Source organism: Devosia sp. Root413D1, from assembly GCF_001425235.1.
In the GTDB taxonomy this organism is placed as follows: Bacteria; Pseudomonadota; Alphaproteobacteria; order Rhizobiales; family Devosiaceae; genus Devosia_A.
Window position 1 is genome coordinate 115,127 of record NZ_LMEA01000014.1, and the last position, 23,211, is coordinate 138,337.

A 23,211-nucleotide genomic window follows, 5' to 3' on the forward strand; every position below is an offset into this window, starting at 1 on the left:
ACTGCCCATCGACTGCCGATTGCCTACTGCCGACTGCCGTCTTCCGTCTCCCGCGCTTCCTCAATCCGATCGCGGAACAGCGTCGCCCGGGCCAGGAGCATCAGCGTTACCGGCGTGGTGACGGTGACGAACAGGAAGATCACCAGTTCGTGGATCACCAGCCGCTGTTCCGTCACGGTGAAGAAGATCGCCGAGGCGAGGAGGATCAGGCCGCCGCCCATGCTGGTGCCCATGGTGGGGGCGTGGATGCGACGGTAGAAATCGGGGAAGCGGACGAGGCCGAGGCACCCGGCCATGGTGAGGCCGGCGCCGACGACGACGCAAACCGAGACGAGGATGGCAAGCCAGAGCGGCAGCTCGTCGATCATTCGATCACCTCGCCGCGCATCAGGAACTTGGCCAGCGCCACCGTGCCGACGAAGCCGAGCAGGCCGATCAGCATGGCGAGCTCGAAATAGATCGTAGAGCCGGTGCGGATGCCGAGCGTCACCAGCAGCAGCAGGCCGACGACATAGAGCGCATCGAGCGCCAGGATCCGATCCTGGGCGCGGGGGCCGCGCACCATGCGGTAGAGCGTTGCCAGCATGCAGACGCCCAGCATCAGCTGGGCGGCGAGGAGGCTCCAGTCGAGGATCATCTGGCTCATTGAAAAATCTCCAGCAACAGCCGCTCGTAGCGGTGCCTGACGGTGGCGATCCATTCGTCCTTGTCGGCGAGGTCGAGCACGTGGATCAGCACGGTGTTGTGCTCGCCGTCATATTCGAGCCAGGCGCTGCCCGGCGTCGCGGTGAGGAGGCAGGCCAGCACCGCCAGCCCGAACTGGTTGGTCAGCTGCAATTCCATCTTGATGAAGCCCGCCGAGGGTTCAGCCCTCGGGTTGATGAGGATCAGCAGCACCGCGATGTTGGAGCGGATGATGTCGATGCCGGCCACCGCCACCAGCTGCAGCAGGCTGGTGAGGCCCCGGAAACGCACGCGCCCGGGCAGGATGGCGCTGGCGGCGAGCGCGGCGGCAACAGCAACGGCGCCACCGAGCAGGATCTGGCCCAAGCCGATCGATTGCTGCAGCACCAGCCACATCAGCAGCAGCAGCGCGGCGAGAACCGGATAGGGGAGCAGGCGCTTCATGGCGCAGTCCCCATGGGCAGCACCACATCCATGTAGCCCTGCGGCGAGTGGATGAATGCCGCCGTCTCGGCGAAGAACGCCATCGCCGGCCCGGCGGCCAGCGCCAGCAGCACGCAGAGCGCCAGGAGCGCGACGATCGGGACGATTTCGGCAGTACGGACCCGCGGGACGTCGCTGTCGGGCAGCGAGGTCCAGAAGATGTTGATGCCGTTGCGCACCATCGCCACCAGCACCAGGAACCCCGAGCCGATCAGCGCCGCGATGAACCACCAGGTGGCGGCAGTCGGGCCGGCGCCGAGCGCTGCCGAGATCATGGCGAATTTCGAGACGAACCCGGAGAGCGGCGGCAAGCCGGCCATGATCAGCGCAGCAATGGCGAAGCACCAGCTGACCAGCGTCGCGGCGCCGGGCAGGGTGCGGCTGACCTCGTCGCTGTCATCGGGCGCCTCTTCCTCGTCGCCGTAGATTTCGAGCGACACGGCCAGCACCTGGGCTTCGGCCGGCAGGATCTGGTCGATCACATCCTTGAGCAGGAACAACGCCCCGGCCGCGAGGGTGGCGGCCACCACATAATAGAGCGCCCCGCTGGTCACCCCTGGCGCGTTGTAGCCGACGGCGAGGAGGAGCGTGCCGGCCGAAACCAGGATCAGGTAGCTCGCCAGCCGGTCGAGCGCCTTGCTGGAGAGCGCGCCGATGCTGCCATAGGCGATGGTCGCCAGCCCCAGCACCAGCAGCACGTTCTGCCCGAACGCCAGTTCCGGGCCCGAGGCGTTGGCGAAGACCAGGGTCCAGAGCCTGAGGATGGCGTAGAACCCCACCTTGGTCATCACCGCGAACAGGGCCGCGACGGGTGGCGCCGCCGAAGAATAGGTGCGCGGCAGCCAGAAATGCAGCGGCCAGGAGCCGGCCTTGATCAGGAAGGCGACCCCCAGCACCGCAGCGCCGGCATCGAACAGCCCGCGATCATCGGGGGCGATCAGCGGCACGGCGCGGCCGATATCGGCCATGTTGAGCGTGCCGGTGGTGGCGTAGATCAGCGCCACGCCGATGAGGAACAGGAACGAGGCGACGAGGTTGATGGCGATATAGTGCAGCGCCGCCTTCACCTGGTTGCGGCCACCGCCATGCAGCGTCAGCCCGTAGGAGGCGGCGAGCAGCAGTTCGAAGAAGACGAACAGGTTGAACAGGTCGCCAGTCAAGAAGGCGCCGTTGAGCCCCATGGTCAGGGCATGGAACAGCGGGAAGAAGTTGCTGCCGCGGCTGTGCCAGCGCGCCGAGGCATAGAGGAGGGCCGCGAGCGACAGGATCGAGGTGACCAGCACCATCACCGCCGCCAGCCGGTCGGCGACCAAGACGATGCCGAACGGCACCGGCCAGTTGCCGAGCGGGTAGACTGCTGCGAGGTTCCCATCCGATCGCGCCAGCACCACCAGCAAGAGGATCGAAACCAGCAGCAGCACGACGCTGAAGGCGATGTTGAGCCGCACCCGGCTGACGGGCCTGAGGTTGCCCAGCAGCAGGTTGGCGATCACCGCCGCCATCGGCACGAGGATGGGCAGGATGGCGATGTGGTTGAGCTCGGCCATCAGTCGAGCTTCCCATCGACATGGTCATTGCCGGTCAAGCCGCGGGCGGCGAGCAGCACCACGAGGAACAAAGCCGTCATGGCAAAGCCGATGACAATGGCGGTGAGCACCAGCGCCTGCGGCACCGGATCGACATAGTCGGCCGGGTTGGCGTTGGCGCCATCGAGGATCGGCGCCGCATCCATGCGCAGCCGGCCCATGGCGAGGATGAACAGGTTCACCGCGTAGGAGATCAGCGACAACCCGATGATTACCTGGAAGGTGCGGGGGCGGAGGATCAAATAGACCCCGGAGGCAGCAAGCACACCGATGGCGGCGGCAAGGATCAGTTCCATTTTGCCAGCCCCTCGCGTTCCCTGGGTTTGGCCGATCCGGCAGGCTTGGGCCGGCGGATCGACTGGTGCGCCAGCGCGATCAGCATCAGCACGGTGGCGCCGACCACCAGGGCAAAGACGCCCAGGTCGAACAGCAGCGCCGTCGCCAGCGGGATTTTGCCGATGAGCGGGATCTCGGCATAGGCGAAAGCCGAGGTGAGGAACGGCGCGCCCAGCGCCATCGCCCCCAGCCCGGTCAGCATGGCGAGCAGCAGGCCCCAGCCGATCCACAGCACCGGCAGGACGCGCAGCCGCTCTTCGACCCAGCGGGTGCCGCGGGCCATGTATTGCAGGATAAAGGCCAGCGACATGATGATGCCGGCGATGAAGCCGCCGCCCGGCAGGTCGTGGCCGCGCAGCAGCATGTAGATGGCGATCAGGATCACCACCGGGAACAGCCAGCTCATGATCAGCGAGGGGATGCGCAGGAAATCGTCGGCGACGCGCTGGCCGTCGGCGCTGCCATCGAGCAGGCGCTGCTGCTCGGGCCGCTCGGCGCTGTCGACGGCCGGCCGGAAGCGGCGCAACAGGCCGAACACGGTGAGCGCCACGACGCCGAGCACGGTGATCTCGCCCATCGTGTCAAAGCCGCGGAAATCCACCAGCATGACGTTGACCACGTTGGTGCCGCCGCCCTCCTTGTAGGCGTTGGCGAGGAAGAACTCCGAGATGCCCAGGGGAGCGTCGCGGGTCATCACGGCGTAGCTCAAGAGGGCGGCGCCCAGCCCGACCAACACCGCGAGGCCGACGTCGCGCAGGCGCCTGAGCCGCATCTTCAGCGTCAGGTCCTCCGGCACCGGCAGGCGCTTGGGCAGCCAGCGGAGGCCCAAGAGGATCAGCACCGTGGTGGCTATTTCGGCGAGCAGCTGGGTGAGCGCCAGGTCGGGCGCCGACAGCCAGGCGAAGGTGATGCAGGTGGCGAGCCCGGCGCCGCCCATCAGGATCATTGCCGCGAGCCGGTGGAACTTGGCCTGCTGTGCGGCGGCGATGGCGCTGATGCCGCCCACGAGCCAGACGAGGCCGAGCACCGGATCGAAGCTTTCCGGCAGCGGCAGGTTGCCCATGCGGGCCCAGCCGGCCGCGACGCCCGCGGCGAGCGCCAGGAGCACCACGATGAAGATCTGCGGCTGCAGCCGTTGCGTGCCGAACAGCTCGATGAAGCTGCGCGCCCATTTGTTGGTGGCGTTCAGCAGCAGGCGTTCGAAGATACGCTGGCCGCGGAAGCGGGTCAGCAAGGGCAGTCCGTCGACATCGCGGAAGCGCCGGTAATAGGGCACGTAGATCACCACGCCGCCGAGCATGGCGAGGAGGCTCATCAGCAGCGGCCAGTTGAAGCCGTGCCAGACTGAGAGGCTGTAATAGGGCGTGTCGGGCCCGAGCACCGACTGCACTGCCGCGGCGAGGAACGGCCCGATGGTGATGCCGGGGATGATGCCGACGGCGAGGCAGACCACTACCAAGAGTTCCATCGGCCGCCGCATCAAGGCCGGCGGTTCGTGCGGCACCCGGTCGAGTTCGGTTGGCGGTGGCCCGAAGAACACGCCATGCACGAACTTGATCGAGTAGGCGACGCTCAGCATGCCGGCAATGGTCGCGCCGATCGGCAGCGAGTAGTTGACGAAGATGTCGGGGTGGAACTCCGCCGTTTCGGTGAAGAACATTTCCTTCGACAGGAAGCCGTTGAGCAGCGGCACCCCGGCCATGGCGCCGCAAGCGATGATGGCGAAGGTGGCGGTGAACGGCATGAACCGCCACAACCCACTGAGCTTTCGCACGTCGCGGGTGCCGGTCTCGTGGTCGATGATGCCCACCACCATGAACAGCGAGGCCTTGAAGGTGGCGTGGTTGGCGATGTGGAAGATCGCCGCGACGGCAGCGAGCGGCGTCCCCATGCCGAGCAGCGTGGTGATGAGGCCGAGGTGACTGATGGTCGAATAGGCGAGGAGGCCCTTGAGGTCGCGCTGGAACAAGGCCGCGGCAGCCCCGAAGATCAGCGTCGCGAGCCCGGTATAGGTGACGATGGCGAACCAGAGCTCGGAATCCGACATCACCGGCCAGAAGCGGGTGAGGAGGAACACGCCGGCCTTCACCATAGTGGCCGAGTGGAGATAGGCCGAGACCGGGGTCGGCGCCGTCATGGCGTTGGGCAGCCAGAACTGGAACGGGAACTGCGCGCTCTTGGTGAAGGCGGCGAGCAGGAACAGGATCAGCGTCACCGGGTAGAGCGGGCTATCGACCAGCGTGCTGCCCGAAGCCAGCACATCGTCGAGCTCGTAGCTGCCCACGATATGGCCGATGAGCAGCATGGCGACGAACAGCGCCAGCCCACCCATGCCGGTAACGATCAGCGCCATGCGGGCGCCATCGCGCGCATCGCCGCGGTGGTACCAGTAGCCGATGAGCAGGAACGAGACGAGGCTGGTCAGCTCCCAGAACACAGCGAGCTGGATGATGTTGCCGGAGAGCACGAGCCCCAGCATCGCCCCCATGAAGGCGAGCAGCAGCGCATAAAAGCGCGCCACCGGATCCTTGGGCGACATGTAGTAGCGCGCATAGAGCACGACGAGCAGGCCGATCAGCGTGATCAGCACGCAGAACAGCCAAGCGAGGCCATCCATGCGCAGCGTCAGGTTGAGCCCGAGCTGCGGGATCCACTCGATGCGGTAGACCAGCGCGTCGCCCGCTGAAACCTGCGGGAACAGCAGCAGGGTGACGAGGAAGAGCAGGGCTGCGACGCCGCCGGTGACATACACCGCTCCCGAGGCTAGTCGACCCTGCAGCGCATAGGCGAGGACGCATGCCAGAAATGGCAAGGCACACAATATTCCCAATGCGACGTCAGGCGAAAATCCCGGCAGCGTCCCGTCCCCAGCTCAGTGTGTGCATCGGGTATAGGTGGCGTCGAGGCGGTTGGAAAGTGCACCATTTGTCGGTGCGGCAGCTTGTCCGGTTTGAGCGCCGGCTGCGCCGTAATCCTCCCCCGCGTGGCGGGGGAGGACCACGGAGAGGCCGGTGGCTCGCCGACTGCACGTTCCTCAGAACGCCCCGAACAGCGCCTTCTGCGCGATGCGCAGCGCGGTGATGGCGTCGTGGTCGTCCTGGGCCTTGCGCAGCGCGTTCAGGTCGAGCGCCTCCAGACCGCGATCCACCGCTTTGAGGAAGTCGATGGCGTGGTCGGCGGTCTCTACGCTGTCTTCGCGGAAGGGGAACTGGTCGAGTTGCCAGACGCCGTCCCACTTGTTCTTGCGCAGGACATGGAAGAACTCGAACAGCTCGATCGGGTGGAGGCTGCCGGCCACCAGGTCGTCGTCCCAGGAGCGGTAGTTGTCGTTGACGTCCATGCCGAACAGCCGGCCGTAATCGATGGCCATCTGGGCGGAGTCTGCCGCCGATTCGCCGCCGAAAATGGCGTGGCCGAAATCGAGCAGGATGCCGACATTGGGGAGGCCGATCTTCTCGATGCCGAGCAGCGTCCGCGCCAGCGAGTCAAAGCTCATATGCACGCGCGGCTCGCGCGGCTTGTATTCGATGACGAACTTCAAATCCGGGTTCTCGCTGGCGAGGCGGCCGACGCCATCGAGCGAGTTCTTCCACAGCGTGCCGTGGTCGACCTGGAACGGGTAATCCCAGCCGTCCTGGCCGGGCCAGAGCTTGACGTATTCGGCGCCGAAGGCTCGCACCACGCCGGCGGCTTCGGTGATCAGTTCGTGGGCGCGCTGGCGGATGCCGGGGTCGGGGTTGGTGAAGGCCCCCTTCCTGAACTCGCGGGTGTAGATCTCGGGGGTGATGCCGATGACGCCAAGCTTGTTGCGCTCGAGCGCTGTCTTGATCTCAGCGTTGCTGAATTCGCCGCCGAAGAACGGGTAGTTGATGTCGACGACGCTCAGGTCGCGCACCTTGCCGGCGAGGTCGATGGCCTCGATGACGTTGCGCGGCTCGCCATAGCCGTCGGTGGCGTAGCGGTCGACATAGGTGGCAAAGTGCCAGATGCCGGCTCCGAAGCGCAGCTTGCTCATCTTGTTGTTCTCCCTCGTTTGTTGCTCCGCCCGGGGCGGTTGGTTCAGGTGATGGGGTCGCGCTGCAGCACGCGGCCGACGCCGCTCAGCCAGCCCGAGAGCGCGGCATTGCGCTGCGCTGCGGACATTTGCGGGGTGAATTGGCGTTGCGCCTTGGTGGCCCGTGTGGTGTTGCGGCCGAGGCCCGTCGCGGCGAGCAGCGCGGCGCCGGCGGCGCTGACTTCGGGCAGCTCGCCGCGCAGCACCGGGCGGCCGAGCAGGTCGGCCTGGAACTGCATCAGCATGTCGTTGCGCGCCGCGCCGCCATCGGCGGAGAGCCGGGCCAGCGGCTGGCCGAGGTCGGTTTCCATGGCGGTGAAGACGTCGCTGACCTGGAAGGCGATGGCCTCGACGGCGGCGCGCGCCAGGTGCGCCGGGGTGGTGCCGAGCGCCAGGCCCGAGATGCTGCCGCGGGCGTCCGGATCCCAGTAGGGGGCGCCGAGCCCGACCAGAGCCGGAACGAAGATCACGCCATTGCTGTCGGGCACGGTGGCGGCCAGTGCGGCGACGGCGGCGGGGTCGGTGATGCCGAGCAGGCTTCCCATGAAGGCGACGGCCTGGCCGGAGACCGAGATATTGCCCTCGAGCGCATAGGCGACGCCGGCACTGGTGCTCCAGGCGATGGTCGAGGAGAGGCCGCTGCGGCTCACGATGCGCCCTGTGGTCAGGGTCATCAGCGACGAGCCGGTGCCGTAGGTCGCCTTCACCGTGCCCGGCTCGCGCACGCCGTGGCCGAACAAAGCCGCATGCGAGTCGCCGATCATGGCGTGAACGGGAGTACCGGCGGCGAGGGCGGAGACGCCGTTGGCCACGGTGCCGAAGGCGCTGTCCGAGGGGCGGACTTTTGGCAGGAGCTCAAGCGGCACGTTGAAGATGCGGCCGAGCTCTTCGTCCCAGGCCAGCGCCTCGGTGTTGAACAGCTGGGTGCGCGAGGCGTTGGAATGGTCGGTGGCGTGCTCGCCGCCGGTCAGGTTCCAGAGCAGCCAGGCGTCGATGGTGCCGGCGCGCAACCGGCCCGAGGCGGCGGCGTCGCGGGCGCCCGAGACCTGGTCGAGGATCCAGGCAAGCTTGGCTGCCGGGAACAACGGATCGATGCCGAGCCCGGTGCGGGCTTCGATCAGCTCGCCATGCCCGGCGGCGCGGATGGCGGCGCAGGCGGGGGCTGAGCGGCGGCACTGCCAGAGGATGGCCGGAGCGATGGGCGCGCCGGTGCGGCTGTCCCACACCACGATGGTTTCGCGCTGGTTGGAAATCGCCAGCGCGTCCAGATCCGGCCCGACCTTGGCCACTACCTCGGCGATCACGTGCGCGACGCTCTGCCAGATGTCGGTCGCCGATTGCTCGGCCCAGCCGGGCTGTGGATAGCTGACCGCCATCGGCACCGAGGCACTGGCAACCACCCGCCCCTCGGCGTCGAACGCCAGAGCTTTGGTGTTGGTGGTGCCCTGGTCGATGGCGAGGATCAGCCCGTTGCTCATTTGCGGGCGAGGAGCTGGCGCGCCGCGTCGGCGATGCCGGCGGCGTTCAGATGGAAATGCTCGAGCAGCCAGTCGGCCGAACCGGTAGGCAGGAACCCGGGGAAGCCGAGGATGCGCATCGGCACCGGATCGTGCGTCGCCAAGACTTCGGCCACCGCACCGCCGAGGCCGCCGCGCACCGAGTGCTCTTCGACGGTGACGACGGCGCCGGTCTTTGCCGCTTCGAGAATGGTTGCCTCGTCGAGCGGATTGACCGTCGACATGTTGATGACCCGCGCGGCGATGCCGTCGGCGGCGAGGGCTTCGGCCGCGGCCAGCGCCCGGTGCACCATCACGCCATTGGCGATGATGGCGAGATCGTTGCCGTCGCGCAGGGTTTCGGCCTTGCCGATCTCGAAGCGCGCGTTACAGCGCGGCAGGTCGGGCACCGGCATGCGGCTCACCCGGATGAACACCGGGCCATCGAGCGCCGCCGCGGCGCGGATCGCCTGCTCGGTTTCCCAGGGGTCGGAGGGGACGATCAGCGTCAGGTTGTTGAGCAGCCGCAGCCAGGCCATATCCTCGATGGAATGGTGGGTCGGGCCGAGCTCGCCATAGGCGACACCGCTCGATTGGCCGATCAGCTTCACGTTGACATTGGTGTAGGCGATATCGGCCTTGATCTGCTCCATTGCCCGGGCGGTGAGAAAGCACGCGGCGGCGGAAACGAAGGGGATCTTGCCGCCATTGGCGAGGCCGGCGCCCACTGCCACCACGGTCTGTTCGGCGATGCCGACATTGACCATGCGCTCGGGCCAGCGCTTCCGGAAATTGACCAGCTTGGACGAGCCGACGCTGTCGCTCACCACGGTGACGATACGCGGATCGGCTTCGGCCAGTGCCTCGACGGTTTTCGAGAAGGTGTCACGGCAATCGTGCCAGCCGGCAGGGGCAGGGGCGGCGGCGCTCATCAGGCGAGTTCCCGCATGGCTTGCTCGTACTGGTCCTTGTTGGGCACGCCGTGGTGCCAGGCGACGTTGTCGTGCATGAAGCTGACGCCCTTGCCCTTGAATGTGTTGGCGATGACGCAGAGCGGCTTGCCGCGGCCTTTAGGCGACTTACTCAGCACCTCGTAGAGGGCGCGGTGATCGTGGCCGTCGACCATCTCGACATGCCAGCCGAAGGCGCGCCATTTGTCGTCGAGCGGGTCGAGGCTGGCGGTCTCCTCGGTGCGCGCCCCCTGCTGTAGCCGGTTACGATCGATGATCAGCGTCAGGTTCTCGAGCTTGCGGTGTCCGGCGGTGAGCGCCGCTTCCCAGTTGCTGCCTTCCTGCAACTCGCCGTCGCCGGTGAGAACGAAAGTGCGGAAATCGGCACTGTCGATCTGGCCGGCAATGGCGATGCCGACGCTGACCGGCAGGCCATGACCGAGCGGGCCGGTATTGGTCTCCACGCCTGGCAGGTAGTTGCGGTTAGGGTGGCCGTTGAGCAGCGACAGCGGCTGCATGTAGGTGTTCAGCTGCGCTTCGGGGAAAAAGCCGGCGGCGGCCAGCACGGCATAAAAGGCACCGGTGCAGTGGCCCTTGCTCATCACGAAACGATCTCGCGCCGGGTTGCGTGGATCGGCGGGGTCGTGGCGCAGCACGCCGAAATACAGCGTCGCCAGCACGTCGGCGGCGCTGAAATCGCCACCGGGATGACCCAGTTGCGCCTCGTAGACCATCTGGAAACTGCGCCGGCGGATCCACAACGCCTTGTCGCGGATCAGCGCGACCGGATCGTTGCGAAGTTCGGCGGAAGCCGGGAACGTCAAAACTGCCTCCTCCAGCATTCGGGGTAGGCGGGCTTGCTGCCGCTGCCTCCCATGCATCTTGCTGCGACAACTAACCGATTGTTTGCCGCTCGTCACTATCGAAAATTTGCGAATGGTTTCGTTTGGCATATAGTCGCTAGATATCCGAAGTGTGCGGGTTGCGGAAAACCCAGCCGCCACGGTAATTTGCCAGAGGTCAGCAGAGGCGCGCCTGAGAGATGAACGAGCAGAAGAGCATGCGCCGGCAGGACCGCAAGGCCGGCGGCGGCGTCGACGCCGGCACGCTGAGCGGACTGTTGGCCGAGCCGCGGCGGCGCAAGATTCTCGAGTGGCTGCAGGAAGAGGGCAGCGCCCGGGTGCGCGACCTCTCGGCTGCGTTCGAAGTCAGCGAAGCGACGATCCGGCAGGATCTCGAGCGGCTGGAGGCTGACGGCTATATCACCAGGGAGCATGGCGGCGCGTTCCTCAAGACGCTGCCGCGGCAGGTCGAGACGCTGAGCCTGCAACACCTTGAGAATATGGATAAAAAGCGCAGGATCGGGGTGCGGGCCGCATCGCTGGTCGGTGATGGCGAGACGATCATCCTCGATGCCGGCTCGACCACCACCGAGGTCGCGCATGGCCTCTTGCAGCGGCGCGAGCTGACGGTGATCACCAATGCGCTCAACATCGCGCTGATCCTCGGCGCGGTGCCGGGCTTTGCCGTGCATATGCCGGGCGGCCAGTTCAAGGCGCCGACCCTGTCGCTGAGCGGCGACAAGTCGGTGGAGTATTTCCGCGATATCCTCGCCGGCAAGCTGTTCCTCGCCACCGCCGGCGTGTCGCTCGAAGCGGGACTCACCTATCCGAGCTTTGCCGACCTGCAGCTCAAGCAGGCGATGATCAAGGCGGCGCAGCACGTCTACCTGGTGGCGGATTCGACCAAGATCAACCGCACTTCGTTCACGCGGCTTGGCACTTTGGACGTGATTCACTCGTTTATCACCGATGACGGGATCCGCGATGAGGATGCCCGCGAATTCGAGCGCCGCGGCATCGAGCTGATCATCGCTCGCTGAAATAGTTTAAGCCTGGCAGTCCCTTAGTCTCGCTGCTCCAGCGCCAGCCGTTGGGGCAGGGCGCTGTCACGTGCTGTCGAACCGGACCGGATCAGCGCTGCTTGCTGGCGATCCCGACGAAAATCGGCATTGACTTGCCTCAGATACCTCCGTAATCCTCATTAATCGCAAACAAAGCGAAACAGACAGAACTCGTCTGTTTGCGATGTACCTCAGGTGCAGGTTGCGCCTGGGTGCAGGGGAGCAGGTGAGGAGCCCTTCGATCACGGCGACTGATGTCCAGGCGGCTTGCAGCCGGCTGACGGGCACGGCTGTGCGATGGCCGACCACCGCGAGGTTCAATCCCGGATGCGACTGCCGAGACCGGCGGCGATCGGGGCACAAGAGGAGGACACGGACAATGGTACGGCTTGGCCGATACGTGCTGGCCCCGCTGGCGGGGCTGCTGCTGGCAGGCGCCAGCTACGCGCAGGAAATGACCGATGTGGGCACGCCCCGCAACGAGACGCTGATCGTGCAGACCTTCGACGGCAAATCGGCCAACCCCGATGTGCAGAACCCGCTCAACCAGTATGCGATCTGGCGCGGCTTCCGCGAACTGGGCTGGAGCTTTTTGTGGGAGATGGATACGGCGACCGGCCAATCCTACCCTGAGCTCGCTGCCGGCCCGGTGGAAGTGCTCAACCCCGAGCACACCAAGTTCCGCATCAAGATCCGCCCCGGCGTGTTCTGGAGCGACGGGGTGGAGTTCACCGTCGACGACCTGATCTACACGCTCGATACGTCCTTCAAGTACAAGGACAAGCTGACCTTCGTCGCCCGCACCACCAATTACGTGAAAGAGGGCAGCTGGTCCAAGGTCGACAACTACACCATGGATATCGAGACGGCGAACCCGGCCTATGATTTCCAGACCGTGCTCGGCGTCTATACCTGGGGCTCGCTGTTCGTGCCGGTGCCCAAGCACATCTTCGAAGGGCAGGGCGACAATGTCGTCACCTTCAAGAACACCAATGCGGTGACGCTCGGGCCCTACAAGATCAAGGAGTTCGACCCCAACGGCTTCTGGCAGCTGTGGGAATTGCGTGACGATTGGCAGCGTTCGGGCTGGGGGAACCTCGGCACGCCGAAGCCGAAATACGTGCTCTACAAGGATTTCGGCGCCGAAGAGACGCGCACCCTGGCGTTCGTCCAGAACCAGTATGACGTCGACACTTTCATGAGCCCGGATTCGATTGCCGCCGCCAAGGCGCGCAACCCGGCGATCGAAACCTTCTCGCCGACGCTGCCGTACCACGACATGAACGACGCCTGTGCCTACGGCGTCTATTTCAACCAGCAGAAGTCACCCTATGACCTGCCCGAAGTGCGCTGGGCGCTGGCCCTGACGACCAACCTGCAGCAGGTCGGCATCAGCGCCGTCAGCGGGCAGTTCAAGGCCGCGGCCCTGCCGTTCGCCGACACGCCGATCACCGACCCGGTCTACTACCAGCCGATGCTGGAGTTCCTCAACGGGCTGACCCTCTCGGATGGCTACAAGCCGTTCGATGCCGGCTTCGGCGACGGCATGGTGGCGGCGCTCAAGGCGCAGGGCACCCCCGAGGCGGACCTGCCGACCGGCGATGCGGTCAAGCAGGGCTTTGGCCAGGGCTGGTGGAAGTACGACCCGGCGGAAGCCGAAAAGCTGCTCGGCTCGGTCGGCATCAAGAAGGGCGCGGACGGCTTTTACACCAAGCCCGACGGCTCGCCGTGGACGCTCGATTTCGTCATCCCGGCCGACTGGAACAAGGTGATGCAGCGCACCGGCTTCTCGATCGCCGACAGCTGGAAGAAGGCGGGGTTCAACGTCACCGCGCGCCAGGCCGACAATGGCGAGTTCACCACGGTGCAGAACACCAACGCCAAGCTCGACCTGATGGTCAACTGGAACATGACCTGCACCTACAACTCCAACTGGTTCAACAGCTGGAACTCGTTCAGCGACACGTTCGTCAAGCCGGTCGACTCCAACGAGCCGCTGCAGGGCAACTTCATCCGTGTCACCGACCCGGAGATCTTCAAGCTGGTGCAGGATAGCAAGGTGCTCGAGATCGGCTCGGAGCCGTTCGTCGCCAACGGCATCGAGATCGCCAAGAAGCTGACCAGCGGCATGCAGTTCATCAACCTGATGAACATCCCGACGACGATCCCGACCAATTCGACCTACTGGAAGAACTATCCCAAGCAATCGAACTTCTACGCGGCGCCCTACACCTGGTGGTCGTCGTTCAAGAAGACGATCGTCAACATCGAACCGACCGGCAAGTAGCCGCTGGTCGATGGTGGGGCGGCTTTCCTCCCGGCCGCCCCATTCCCTTTTCTCGTTCTCGGAGCAGGTGGGCCAATGGGTGTCCTGCAATACGTGGCCAAGCGTGTTGGCCTCTATTTCGCGGTCCTGTTCATCGGGCTGACGATCACCTTCCTGTTGCCGCGACTGATGCCGGCCAACCCGATCGACGGCTATATCGGCCAGATCCAGGCACGGGCCAGCGGCGCGCTCACCGCCGATGACATCATCCAGCTGCGCGCCAATCTCGAGCAGCTCTACGGGCTGAAGGGCGACCTGTTCAGCCAGTACCTGAGCTATCTCGAGCGGGTGGTGCTGCACTTCGATTTCGGGCCGAGCTTCACCTATTACCCGCAGCCGGTCAGCCAGATGATCTTCAACGCGCTGCCCTGGACGCTGGGGCTGCTGCTGATCTCGACCTTCATCGCCTGGCTGCTCGGCAACATGGTCGGGCTGGTGGCGGGGTACTTCCACACCAAGAAGGCGGCGACCATCCTCGAAGTGGTCGGGATCCTGCTCTACCCGATCCCCTATTACATCCTCGCGGTCAGCGTGATCCTGCTGCTCGCCTACATCTTCCCGATCTTCCCGCTGTCGCCGACCTTCCCGGTCGGGCAGATGACGCCGCAGAAATTCGGCATGGTGATCTACAACTCGCTGCTGCCGGCGCTGACGCTGGTGCTCGCCGGGTTCGGCTGGAACATCCTCAGTATGAAGGCGCTGGCGGTGGCGACCACCGAGGAGCCCTACGTCACCTATGCCCGGCTGAAGGGCGCCTCGAACTGGACCCGCATGGTGCGCTACGTGTTCCGCAACGCCATGCTGCCGCAGGTGACGGCGCTGGCGCTGTCGCTGGGCACGGTGTTCAACGGCGCGCTGCTCACCGAGATGCTGTTCTCCTATCCGGGCGTCGGGCTGATCATGCGCACCGCGGCGAGCGGTGGCGATTACAACGTGCTGTACGGCGCCATCGCCATCTCGATCATCGCCGTCGCCACGGCCGGCCTCGTCATCGACCTCATCTATCCCCTCCTCGACCCGCGGATCCGCCACAAATGACGACCGAGAGCCCCTCGGCGGCGGGTGCCGCCGCCATTCCCGCCGCCCCGACAGCCAAGCGCCGCGACAGCTTGCTGTGGCTGCTCAACGCGCGGCTCGCCATTGGGCTGAGCCTCGTCAGCATCTTCATCGTCGGCAGTATCGTGTTGCCGTTCTTTGCGCCCGCCGATCCGTCGCTGCAGGCGACGTATTTGAAGAACATGCCGATGTCCTGGGAGCACCTGCTCGGCACCAATGCCATCGGGCAGGACATTTTCTGGTTCCTGGTGTTCGCCATCCGCAACTCGCTGATCCTCGGCGTCTTGGTCGGCGTCGGCGTCACCATCATCTCGACCGCGGTCGGGCTCAGCGCCGGCTATATCGGCGGCAATTACGAGCGCGTAGTGATGCTGGTGGTCGACAGCTTCATCACCATTCCGCTGCTGCCGATCCTGATCATTCTGGGTGCAGTGATCCGCGGCAACAGCTCGTTCCTCACCGTGGGCCTGATCATCGTGGTGTTCGGCTGGGCCTGGGGCGCCCGCACCATCCGCTCGATGGCGCTGTCGCTGCGCGAGCGTGAGTTCATCAACATGGCGCGGTTTTCGGGCGCCAACACCTTCAACATCCTCACGAGGGAAATCTTCCCTTACGTCTCGGCCTACATGGTGGTGGGGTTCATCAACACCATCCTCTTTGCCGTGAATACCGAGGCGACGCTGGCGGTGATCGGGCTCAGTAAGGTCGAGGTGCCGACGCTAGGCTCGATCATCTTCTGGGCGCTCAACTACAACGCGCTGTTCACCGGCAATTACCCCTGGCTGGTGGCGCCGATCGTCGCCTCGATCCTGCTCTTTCTCGGGTTGTTCCTGACCTCGACCGGCTTCAACGCCGCATTCGCCAACAAGCGGGGTGTCGCATGATCAAGCTCAATGATCTGAAGATCAGCTACCGCATCGGCAACCGGGTGATCGAAGCGGTCAACGGCGTCACTCTGACCATTCCGGATGGTTCGATCGTCGGCATTGCCGGGGAATCCGGCTGCGGCAAGTCCACGCTCATGAAGGCGATCTATGGCGATATCCAATCGCCGATGTCGCTCAGTGGCGGCAGCATCGAATATGGCATGAAGGGTGCTGACGGGCTGCCGGTGACCACCCAGACCATCCGCCGGGAGTGGTTCAAATCGATCTCCTATATTCCACAGAGCTCGATGAACTCGCTGAACCCGGTGATCCGCATCCGCGACCAGTTCACCGATTTCCCCGGCACCGACAGCAACAAGAAGCGGGTGCTGGAGCGGGCGCGGGCCTATATCGGCAAGCTCGGCCTGCCGGCTGAAGCGATGGAGTCCTACCCGCATCAGCTGTCGGGCGGCATGCGGCAGCGCGTGATGATCGCGCTCGCCACCTTCTTCCAGCCCGAGCTGATCATCGCGGACGAGCCGACCACGGCGCTCGACGTGGTGGTGCAGAAGGAAATCCTGCTGCTCTTGATGGAAGTGCAGGAGCTGATGGGCAACACCATCCTCGTCGTCTCGCACGACATGGGCGTCCACTACCAGGTCACCCACAAGATGCTGATCATGTATGCCGGCCGGGTGGTCGAGTATGGCGACACCGAAAGCGTCTTCGCCGACCCGCAGCACCCCTACACCAAGATGCTGATCGACTCGCTGCCCACTATTGGCGACGACAGCATGCGCGGCGTGCTGGCCAGCATGGCCGGGGCAGGGGGTGACCGGGCCTATCGGGTGGAACCGGAGCTGATCGAGGTGAAGCCGGGGCATTTCATGGCGCGACCCAGCCAGATTGTGGGGGCAGCGGCATGACCGTGATCCTGAAGACCGAAGCCCTGAACAAGGTCTACCGGCAGGGTGGGCTGGTGCGCTCGCGGCAGGTCAAGGCGCTGAACGACGTCAACATCACGGTCGAGAGCGACAAGCCGGTGGTGATCGCGGTGGTCGGGGAATCCGGCAGCGGCAAGACCACGCTGGCCAAAACCCTGCTGCGGCTCGAAACCCCGAGCTCGGGCCGGGCCATCGTCTATGACACGGTGGTGACCGGCAAAGGCACGACGCTTTCGAAGCAGCAGTTTCTCGGGCTGGTGCAGCCGATCTTCCAGAACCCGTTCGAGGCCTTCAGCCGCTATCGGCCGGTCGATGCGTATCTGCATGAAACGGCGCGGCGCGTCGGCGGCATGGATGGCGCCCAGGCGGAGGCGGCGGTGGCGGCGGCGCTCACCAGCGTCGGGCTCAAATACGGCGAGGTGCGCGGCAAGTACACCAACCAGTTCTCGGGCGGCGAGCTGCAGCGCATCTCGGTGGCGCGAGCGCTGATCCCGCAGCCCAAGCTGATCGTTGCCGACGAGCCGGTATCGATGATCGATGCGTCGCGGCGGATGATCATCATCAACCTGTTCAAGCAGCTGCGCGACGAAGCCGGCCGGAGCTTTCTCTACATCACCCACGACCTTGCCACCGCCTACTACATCTCCGACTACGTGGCGGTGATGAACAAGGGCGTGGTGGTGGAGTTCGGCCCGGCCCGCCAGGTGATGGGCGATCCGCAGCACGACTACACCAAGCTGCTCTTGAGCTCGATCCCGACGACAAAGAGCCGCTGGCGGCCGCGGAAGGTGGCGGCGTGAGTTTTTGTCCACCGGCCTCTCGCTCCCCTCCCCCTTGAGGGGAAGGGTTGGGGGTGGGGGTCCATCGGCTCTTGAACCGCACCACCCCCACCCCCCACCCTCAAGGGGGAGGGGAGCGACAGCGTTCAACTTGTAATTCAATGGATTTTTGCAGATGACCACCACCACCGCCTCGCTTTGGGCCACCTGGGAGCTGAGCCTGACGGGCCCCTCCACCGGCAACCCCTTCCTCGAGATCCAGCTCACCGCCACCTTCCGCCAGGGCGAGCGCGAGGTGCGGGTCAACGGGTTCTATGACGGTGACGGCGTCTACAAACTGCGCTTCCTGCCCGACACCGCGGGCACCTGGAGCTACGAAACCCGCAGCAATGCGCCGGCGCTCGACTATGTCAGCGGCACCTTCGAAGTGGGGCCGGCGCTGCCCAACCATCACGGTCCGGTGCGCGTCGCCAACCGGCACCATTTCCGCTACGCCGATGGCACGCGCTACACCAATATCGGCACCACCGCCTATGTGTGGAACCTGCAGGGCGATGCGCTGGAGGAGGAGACACTCGCGAGCCTCGCCAAGGCGCCCTTCACCAAGATCCGCATGTGCGTGTTCCCCAAGCACTATCGCTACAATGAGAACGAGCCGGAGCGGTATCCGTTCAAGCTGGTGACTGCGGGCAAAAGCAAGTGGGACGGCAGCTTTGCCGGGGCCGACAAGTATGGCTGGAAGTTCGATTTCACGCAGTTCGAGCCGGCCTATTTCCAGCATCTCGAACAGCGCATCAGGCAGCTCGCCGAGATCGGGGTCGAAGCCGACCTGATCGTCTTCCACCCCTATGACCGCTGGGGTTTTTCGCGCATGTCGCCGGCCGAGGATGACCGGTACCTGCGCTACCTCACGGCCCGGCTCGCGGCCTTCCCCAATGTGTGGTGGTCGATGGCCAATGAATATGACCTGATGCCGCAAAAGACCCCGCAGGACTGGGATCGCTTCATCAACATCACCGCCGACAACGACCCCTTCGGGCACCTGCTATCGGTGCATAACTGTTTCAAGTTCTACGACCACAACCACCCGCGTATCACCCACGCTTCGATCCAGCGCTCGAGTGCCAACATGTCGGCGGTGTGGCGCGAGAAATACGGCAAACCGGTCTCGATCGACGAGTGCTGCTACGAGGGCACCATCGCCGAGCTCTGGGGCAGTATCAGTGGCCAGAAGATGGTGCGCCGCTTCTGGGACGGGGTGGTCAATGGCGGCTATGTCACCCATGGCGAGACCTTCAATAATGAGACCAACACCATCTGGTGGGCCAAGGGCGGCAAGCTGATCGGCGACAGTGTCGAACGCATCGCCTTCCTTCGCCGCATCATGGAGGAGGGGCCTGACGAAGGGCTCGATCCGATCAAATCCACCGGCGCCTATCGCATCGCCATGCAAGGCGGGCTCGACAATGTGGTGCTGCAGCAGCTGTTCGTGCCACCGGCAGGCGAAGAGGGCTGGGCTCCGGCGATGGCGTGGTGGCCGACTGCCGGGCAGCCGCACCGCTATTACCTGAGCTACATGGGCGAGAACCAGCCGAGCGAGGCGACAGTCGCGGTGCCGCCCGACGAGCAGTACAGCGCCACGCTGATCGACACCTGGAACATGACCGAGACGCCGCTCGCGCCGAGCGTCAAGCGTGGCGACGTGCTGCATTTCGAGCCGAAACCCTATCTGGCGCTGCTGTTCAAGCGCATCGACTGAGGATCTCTCCATGACCGCCAAGTACGATATTTTCGAAGCGAGCTTTGCCGGCCCGGCCAGCGGCAACCCCTATCTCGAGGTGAGCTTTGACGCGGTGTTCGCGCAGCATTCGCGCGAAGTGCGGGTGCCGGGCTTCTACGATGGCGACGGCACCTATCGGGTGCGCTTCATGCCCGACCATGGGGGCGAATGGACGTTCCGCACGCGGTCGCAGACCGCTGCGCTCGACGGCAAGACCGGCAGCTTCACCGTCACCGCGGCGCGCCCAGGCCAGCACGGGCCGGTGGCCGTGAAGAACAAGTTCCACTTCGCCCATGCCGACGGCACGCCTTACGTGCCTTTCGGCACCACCTGCTATGCCTGGACGCACCAGCCGCTTGCCATGCAGGCCGAAACGCTGGAGACGCTCGGCGAGGCCAAGTTCAACAAGATCCGCATGGGGGTGTTCCCCAAGGATTATCCGTTCAACACCAACGAGCCGCTGCAGGACGTCTATCTGCCGGGCGTCGACGGCAAGCTCGATTTCGACCGGCCCAACCCGAAAGCGTTCCAGCACTTCGAGCAGCAGGTCGGGAAACTCCGCGACATGGGGATCGAGGCGGACCTGATCATCTTCCACCCCTATGACCGGTGGGGCTACTCGAACATGTCGGCGGAACAGGATTTCCGCTACGTCGCGTATCTCGCGGCCCGGCTCAGCGCCTATGCCAACGTCTGGTGGGCGCTCGCCAACGAGTACGATTTCCTGCTCGACACCAAGCCGGTGGCGCAGTGGGACCGCTATTTCCACATCCTCGAAGAGAACGACCCCTACGGCCACCTGAAGTCGATCCACAATGGCGACCAGTCGATGAATTTCGACCATCGCAAGGCCTGGGTCAGCCATGTCTGCATCCAGAACTGGGATGTGAAGCGCACCCCGGAATGGCGCGAGCAGTATGGCAAGCCCGTGGTCAACGACGAGCCGGAATACGAAGGCAATATCTGGCCGAGCTGGGGCAACATCACGGCTGAGGAGCTCACCCACCGGTTCTGGACCACGGTGATGCGCGGCGGCTATGCCGGGCACGGCGAGACCTATGCCGACCCCGACGACCTGATCTGGTGGGCCAAGGGCGGCAAACTCCATGGCGAAGCCTGGAAGCGCATCGGGTTCCTCCGCGCCATCGTCGAGGAAGACGCGACGGACGGGCTGACGCCGATGGGCCACAATGCCTCCTGGCCGTGGAGCCGCATCTCCGGGGCCCGCGACGGCAAGGTCAGCTACATCTATTTCGGCGAGCACCAGCCCAATCAATGGACCACCGGGCTGCCGAAGGAAGACGGGAATTTTGAGGTCGACCTGATCGACACCTGGGCGATGACGGTGACGCCGGCCAAACGGATTGCCGCGCTGGTGCCGCACCCGACGCGGCATAGCGAGGTGGTGCGGGGTGGCAAGGCCGATGCGGCGTTCGGGGTGGAACTGCCGAGCCGGCCGTACCTGGCGCTGCGGATCAGGCAGTTGGACTAGTCACTGGGCTGCGGGCTTTAGCGGCCCGGCACCGGCGCGTTTGCCGCCAGCAACCCTTGCGCCTTCAGATCCGACCAGAACTCCGCGGGAATGTTCACCGCGAGCGCCGCGACATTCGCCTGCACCTCCGACGCCTTCGCCGCGCCGGGGATCACCGAGACCACGGCCGGGTGGGCGAGGGGGAACTGCAGGGCTGCGACCGGCATGCTGACGCCGTGGGCTTTGCACACCGCCTCGATGCCGCGGACTTTCGCCTGCACTTCGGGCGGGGCTTTGCCATAGGCGTACATGGCGCCGGCGCCTGAGCCGGTGACGAGGATGCCGGAGGCGAAGGGGGCGCCGATGATGACGCTGATGCCGCGATCGAGGCAGCGCTGCATAGAGGTATCGAGCACGCTCTGGTCGAGCAGGGTATAGGGCATGGCGACGATGGCGAAATCGACGTCGATGGCACTCAGCATCTCGTCGAGATTGCCGGGGACGTTGTTGCCGACGCCGATCGCCTTGATATCGCCGGCGGCCTTTAGCTCCTCTAACGCCTTGAGGCCACCGCCGTCGGTCAGTTGCTTCAGGTACACCGTCACCAGTTCGGGGGTGTGGAACATGGTGTCGAGGTCGTGGATCACCAGCGTATCCACGGTGTTGAGCGCCAGCCGCTGCAGCACCTGCTCGTAGGCCCGCATCACCCCATCATAGGTGTAGTTGAACTCCACCTCGAAGGGCAGGCCGCCGGCCCAGGGGGCGGTGCTGAAGGTCGCGGGGTCATCGGGGCGGTGGAGGATGCGGCCGACCTTGGTGTTGACGATGAACTCGTTACGCGGCCGGGTGCGGAGGAACCCGCCGAGCCGATGCTCGGAGAGGCCGCGGCCATACCAGGGCGCGGTGTCGTAGAAGCGCACCCCGGCCTCCCAGGCGGCGGCCAGGGTCGCCTGTGACTCGGCTTCGTCCAGCCTGGCGTAGAGCTCGCCCAGATGCGCGGCGCCGAAACCGAACACCGGCAGCTCCAGCGCGGTACGCCCGACGCGGCGACGGGTTGAGACGGTGACAGTCACGGTGGTGGACCTCCCCAAAGGCACTTCGCTGGCTTTTTGGCAAAGCTGTCAGACGACAGGGGGTTGGGCAAGCGGGGGGCTGCGGGTTGTCACTGGTCGCGCCACACCGCCCCCTCGCCCCTCTGGGGAGAGGGCGGCGGATGGGGCCTGAGGCCTCATCCGTGGGGTGAGGGGCGCCAAGCGCACGACAATCAGGACAGGTAGAGGGGGCACTCGTTCAGCCGGTGTGCTTGGCTCCCCCTCACCCTGACCCTCTCCCCAGAGGGGCGAGGGGACGCACTTTGCGACGCCCGTGCGCCCAAGGAAGTCAAGGGGTCCTCAGGTACTCCTAGGCCGACACCGCCGACGTCGCGTTCCTTGCCGCCATCGACGCCGTCACGGTCGCGACCGTGCTGTCGTCGACTGCGAGGCCGATCGCCCGCAGCGCCAGCACCACCGCGCCGACCGAGCCGTCGCCGGCGATGCGAACATCCGGCGTGTGGCCGGCGGCGCGCATCACTTCGGAGACCGCGGCGGGCAGCGTCAACAGGTGCGGAGCGATGCCGCCGCCGAGCGCTACCGGGCCGGGCATGCCGGGGTCGAAGATCATCTTGAAGTCGGCGAGGAGGTAGGCCTCGGACTGCGCCAGGAGCGCCGCCGCAACGGGGTCGGTGCGGTTGGCGATGACCAGTGGGGCGAAGCGGGCGAGCTCAATCGGGCGGAGCTTGTAGATCGCGTCGACAAACTGCTGCAGGCAGAGCTGCCGGCCGCTGAAGGCTTTTTCGTCGGAATAGGCGATGCCGAAGGCGCCGAGCAACGCGGCGGTCAGCACGGTTTTCTGGCCACGGCCTTCGAGGTCGGCGGTGACGGCGATCGCCGCGTGATGGCCGAGCCAGTAGCCCGAGCCGAGATCGCCGAGCAGGTAGCCGGCGGCATCGACCACGGCTTCGATTGCACCATTACGGACCCGCACCGCACCGGCGCCAGTGCCGGCGACGATGCAATAGCCGTCGCGCGCCGCAGTGACCGAGGCGAGCATCGCCTCGAGGTCGCCGGCGAAAACCAGGGGGCCGGTGAGGCCATTTTCACGGAAGGCCGCTTCCAGCCGATCCTGCGCGACATGGGCGCGGGGGCCGGCCAGCGCGAGCAGCGCCAGCTCGATATCGAGCTGGCCGCCGGCATCGGCGACGGCGGCCTCGACCGCCGAAATGATGGCGGAAGCCGCCTGTTCCGGGCTGTTCGAGGCCGGGTTGCCGCCGCGATTGCGGCCCTGGCCGAGACAGCGGCCGGCATGATCGACCAGAGTGGCACGCGATGTGGAACCGCCCACATCGATGGCGAGCAACGCCTTGTTCATCGCGTTATCGACCCGCTTGCCTTCGTGAAAATTGCTGGATAAGAATTGTTTTCATCCGCACAGCGGCCTTCTTGAGAGTGATTTTCAG

The 23,211-nt window shown here is 65.4% G+C and carries 20 protein-coding genes; 8 read left to right on the top strand and 12 right to left on the bottom strand.

Annotated features, from left to right (window positions below):
- Nucleotides 1-23: 23 nt before the first annotated feature.
- The 10 genes from mnhG to ASC89_RS27510 form a co-directional block, all read right to left on the bottom strand.
- On the bottom strand, nt 24-368 hold the full coding sequence (gene mnhG, locus ASC89_RS27465; RefSeq protein WP_056004178.1) for a monovalent cation/H(+) antiporter subunit G: 345 nt from the start codon (nt 366-368) through the stop codon (nt 24-26).
- Nucleotides 365-646 carry a K+/H+ antiporter subunit F gene (locus tag ASC89_RS27470; RefSeq protein WP_056004181.1) on the bottom strand — a complete coding sequence of 94 codons (282 nt, stop codon included), beginning with the start codon at nt 644-646 and terminating at the stop codon, nt 365-367. Before ASC89_RS27470 ends, mnhG begins: the two co-directional genes overlap by 4 nt.
- Nucleotides 643-1,128 carry a Na+/H+ antiporter subunit E gene (locus tag ASC89_RS27475; RefSeq protein WP_056004184.1) on the bottom strand — a complete coding sequence of 162 codons (486 nt, stop codon included), beginning with the start codon at nt 1,126-1,128 and terminating at the stop codon, nt 643-645. Before ASC89_RS27475 ends, ASC89_RS27470 begins: the two co-directional genes overlap by 4 nt.
- Nucleotides 1,125-2,714 carry a monovalent cation/H+ antiporter subunit D gene (locus tag ASC89_RS27480; protein ID WP_244488576.1) on the bottom strand — a complete coding sequence of 530 codons (1,590 nt, stop codon included), beginning with the start codon at nt 2,712-2,714 and terminating at the stop codon, nt 1,125-1,127. The genes ASC89_RS27475 and ASC89_RS27480 overlap by 4 nt, the downstream gene beginning before the upstream one ends.
- Nucleotides 2,714-3,049 (bottom strand): Na+/H+ antiporter subunit C, encoded by a 336-nt coding sequence (locus ASC89_RS27485; protein ID WP_055883493.1) that lies wholly within the window; start codon nt 3,047-3,049, stop codon nt 2,714-2,716. The genes ASC89_RS27480 and ASC89_RS27485 overlap by 1 nt, the downstream gene beginning before the upstream one ends.
- Complete coding sequence (locus ASC89_RS27490; protein WP_407065087.1) at nt 3,040-5,919, bottom strand: monovalent cation/H+ antiporter subunit A; 2,880 nt, start codon at nt 5,917-5,919, stop codon at nt 3,040-3,042. Before ASC89_RS27490 ends, ASC89_RS27485 begins: the two co-directional genes overlap by 10 nt.
- 204 nt (nt 5,920-6,123) lie before the next feature.
- Entirely contained in the window at nt 6,124-7,104 is a 981-nt protein-coding gene (locus ASC89_RS27495; RefSeq protein ID WP_056004192.1) for a sugar phosphate isomerase/epimerase, read from the bottom strand.
- Between the two features lie 44 nt (nt 7,105-7,148).
- Nucleotides 7,149-8,621, bottom strand: coding sequence for a glycerol kinase GlpK (locus ASC89_RS27500; protein ID WP_056004195.1), 1,473 nt, complete (start codon nt 8,619-8,621; stop codon nt 7,149-7,151).
- On the bottom strand, nt 8,618-9,571 hold the full coding sequence (locus ASC89_RS27505) for a transketolase family protein (RefSeq protein WP_056004198.1): 954 nt from the start codon (nt 9,569-9,571) through the stop codon (nt 8,618-8,620). Before ASC89_RS27505 ends, ASC89_RS27500 begins: the two co-directional genes overlap by 4 nt.
- Nucleotides 9,571-10,323 (bottom strand): transketolase, encoded by a 753-nt coding sequence (locus ASC89_RS27510; RefSeq protein ID WP_244488582.1) that lies wholly within the window; start codon nt 10,321-10,323, stop codon nt 9,571-9,573. The genes ASC89_RS27505 and ASC89_RS27510 overlap by 1 nt, the downstream gene beginning before the upstream one ends.
- Nucleotides 10,324-10,631: 308 nt before the next feature.
- Here ASC89_RS27510 and ASC89_RS27515 point away from each other — a divergent pair, with 308 nt between their 5' ends.
- The 8 genes from ASC89_RS27515 to ASC89_RS27550 all read left to right on the top strand — a co-directional run bounded on the left by ASC89_RS27515 (nt 10,632) and on the right by ASC89_RS27550 (nt 20,735).
- Complete coding sequence (locus ASC89_RS27515; RefSeq protein WP_244488577.1) at nt 10,632-11,471, top strand: DeoR/GlpR family DNA-binding transcription regulator; 840 nt, start codon at nt 10,632-10,634, stop codon at nt 11,469-11,471.
- Nucleotides 11,472-11,871: 400 nt separating this feature from the next.
- Complete coding sequence (locus ASC89_RS27520) at nt 11,872-13,779, top strand: ABC transporter substrate-binding protein (RefSeq protein ID WP_056004204.1); 1,908 nt, start codon at nt 11,872-11,874, stop codon at nt 13,777-13,779.
- 75 nt (nt 13,780-13,854) lie between these two features.
- Nucleotides 13,855-14,856 (top strand): ABC transporter permease, encoded by a 1,002-nt coding sequence (locus ASC89_RS27525; protein WP_055883475.1) that lies wholly within the window; start codon nt 13,855-13,857, stop codon nt 14,854-14,856.
- Complete coding sequence (locus ASC89_RS27530; protein WP_056004207.1) at nt 14,853-15,758, top strand: ABC transporter permease; 906 nt, start codon at nt 14,853-14,855, stop codon at nt 15,756-15,758. The genes ASC89_RS27525 and ASC89_RS27530 overlap by 4 nt, the downstream gene beginning before the upstream one ends.
- Nucleotides 15,755-16,666 carry an ABC transporter ATP-binding protein gene (locus tag ASC89_RS27535; RefSeq protein ID WP_056004210.1) on the top strand — a complete coding sequence of 304 codons (912 nt, stop codon included), beginning with the start codon at nt 15,755-15,757 and terminating at the stop codon, nt 16,664-16,666. The genes ASC89_RS27530 and ASC89_RS27535 overlap by 4 nt, the downstream gene beginning before the upstream one ends.
- Nucleotides 16,663-17,484 carry an ABC transporter ATP-binding protein gene (locus tag ASC89_RS27540; RefSeq protein WP_056004213.1) on the top strand — a complete coding sequence of 274 codons (822 nt, stop codon included), beginning with the start codon at nt 16,663-16,665 and terminating at the stop codon, nt 17,482-17,484. Before ASC89_RS27535 ends, ASC89_RS27540 begins: the two co-directional genes overlap by 4 nt.
- Before the next feature lie 154 nt (nt 17,485-17,638).
- On the top strand, nt 17,639-19,222 hold the full coding sequence (locus ASC89_RS27545; protein WP_056004215.1) for a DUF5060 domain-containing protein: 1,584 nt from the start codon (nt 17,639-17,641) through the stop codon (nt 19,220-19,222).
- Between the two features lie 10 nt (nt 19,223-19,232).
- Nucleotides 19,233-20,735 (top strand): DUF5060 domain-containing protein, encoded by a 1,503-nt coding sequence (locus ASC89_RS27550; protein WP_056004218.1) that lies wholly within the window; start codon nt 19,233-19,235, stop codon nt 20,733-20,735.
- Between the two features lie 17 nt (nt 20,736-20,752).
- On the opposite strand, the gene ASC89_RS27555 is transcribed toward ASC89_RS27550, so the two are convergent.
- Both ASC89_RS27555 and ASC89_RS27560 read right to left on the bottom strand, forming a co-directional pair.
- Nucleotides 20,753-21,787, bottom strand: a complete 1,035-nt coding sequence (locus tag ASC89_RS27555) for an aldo/keto reductase (protein WP_056004221.1) — start codon at nt 21,785-21,787, stop codon at nt 20,753-20,755.
- Nucleotides 21,788-22,115: 328 nt separating this feature from the next.
- Nucleotides 22,116-23,123, bottom strand: coding sequence for an N-acetylglucosamine kinase (locus ASC89_RS27560; RefSeq protein WP_056004224.1), 1,008 nt, complete (start codon nt 23,121-23,123; stop codon nt 22,116-22,118).
- Nucleotides 23,124-23,211 lie beyond the last annotated feature (88 nt).

Excerpts from the sequence above, each read along its gene's own strand:
- mnhG (WP_056004178.1), bottom strand. The coding sequence starts at position 368 with ATGATCGACGAGCTGCCGCTCTGGCTTGCCATCCTCGTCTCGGTTTGC.
- ASC89_RS27470 (WP_056004181.1), bottom strand. The coding sequence starts at position 646 with ATGAGCCAGATGATCCTCGACTGGAGCCTCCTCGCCGCCCAGCTGATG.
- ASC89_RS27475 (WP_056004184.1), bottom strand. The coding sequence starts at position 1,128 with ATGAAGCGCCTGCTCCCCTATCCGGTTCTCGCCGCGCTGCTGCTGCTG.
- ASC89_RS27480 (WP_244488576.1), bottom strand. The coding sequence starts at position 2,714 with ATGGCCGAGCTCAACCACATCGCCATCCTGCCCATCCTCGTGCCGATG.
- ASC89_RS27485 (WP_055883493.1), bottom strand. The coding sequence starts at position 3,049 with ATGGAACTGATCCTTGCCGCCGCCATCGGTGTGCTTGCTGCCTCCGGG.
- ASC89_RS27495 (WP_056004192.1), bottom strand. The coding sequence starts at position 7,104 with ATGAGCAAGCTGCGCTTCGGAGCCGGCATCTGGCACTTTGCCACCTAT.
- ASC89_RS27500 (WP_056004195.1), bottom strand. The coding sequence starts at position 8,621 with ATGAGCAACGGGCTGATCCTCGCCATCGACCAGGGCACCACCAACACC.
- ASC89_RS27505 (WP_056004198.1), bottom strand. The coding sequence starts at position 9,571 with ATGAGCGCCGCCGCCCCTGCCCCTGCCGGCTGGCACGATTGCCGTGAC.
- ASC89_RS27510 (WP_244488582.1), bottom strand. The coding sequence starts at position 10,323 with ATGGTCTACGAGGCGCAACTGGGTCATCCCGGTGGCGATTTCAGCGCC.
- ASC89_RS27515 (WP_244488577.1), top strand. The coding sequence starts at position 10,632 with ATGAACGAGCAGAAGAGCATGCGCCGGCAGGACCGCAAGGCCGGCGGC.
- ASC89_RS27520 (WP_056004204.1), top strand. The coding sequence starts at position 11,872 with ATGGTACGGCTTGGCCGATACGTGCTGGCCCCGCTGGCGGGGCTGCTG.
- ASC89_RS27525 (WP_055883475.1), top strand. The coding sequence starts at position 13,855 with ATGGGTGTCCTGCAATACGTGGCCAAGCGTGTTGGCCTCTATTTCGCG.
- ASC89_RS27530 (WP_056004207.1), top strand. The coding sequence starts at position 14,853 with ATGACGACCGAGAGCCCCTCGGCGGCGGGTGCCGCCGCCATTCCCGCC.
- ASC89_RS27535 (WP_056004210.1), top strand. The coding sequence starts at position 15,755 with ATGATCAAGCTCAATGATCTGAAGATCAGCTACCGCATCGGCAACCGG.
- ASC89_RS27540 (WP_056004213.1), top strand. The coding sequence starts at position 16,663 with ATGACCGTGATCCTGAAGACCGAAGCCCTGAACAAGGTCTACCGGCAG.
- ASC89_RS27545 (WP_056004215.1), top strand. The coding sequence starts at position 17,639 with ATGACCACCACCACCGCCTCGCTTTGGGCCACCTGGGAGCTGAGCCTG.
- ASC89_RS27550 (WP_056004218.1), top strand. The coding sequence starts at position 19,233 with ATGACCGCCAAGTACGATATTTTCGAAGCGAGCTTTGCCGGCCCGGCC.
- ASC89_RS27560 (WP_056004224.1), bottom strand. The coding sequence starts at position 23,123 with ATGAACAAGGCGTTGCTCGCCATCGATGTGGGCGGTTCCACATCGCGT.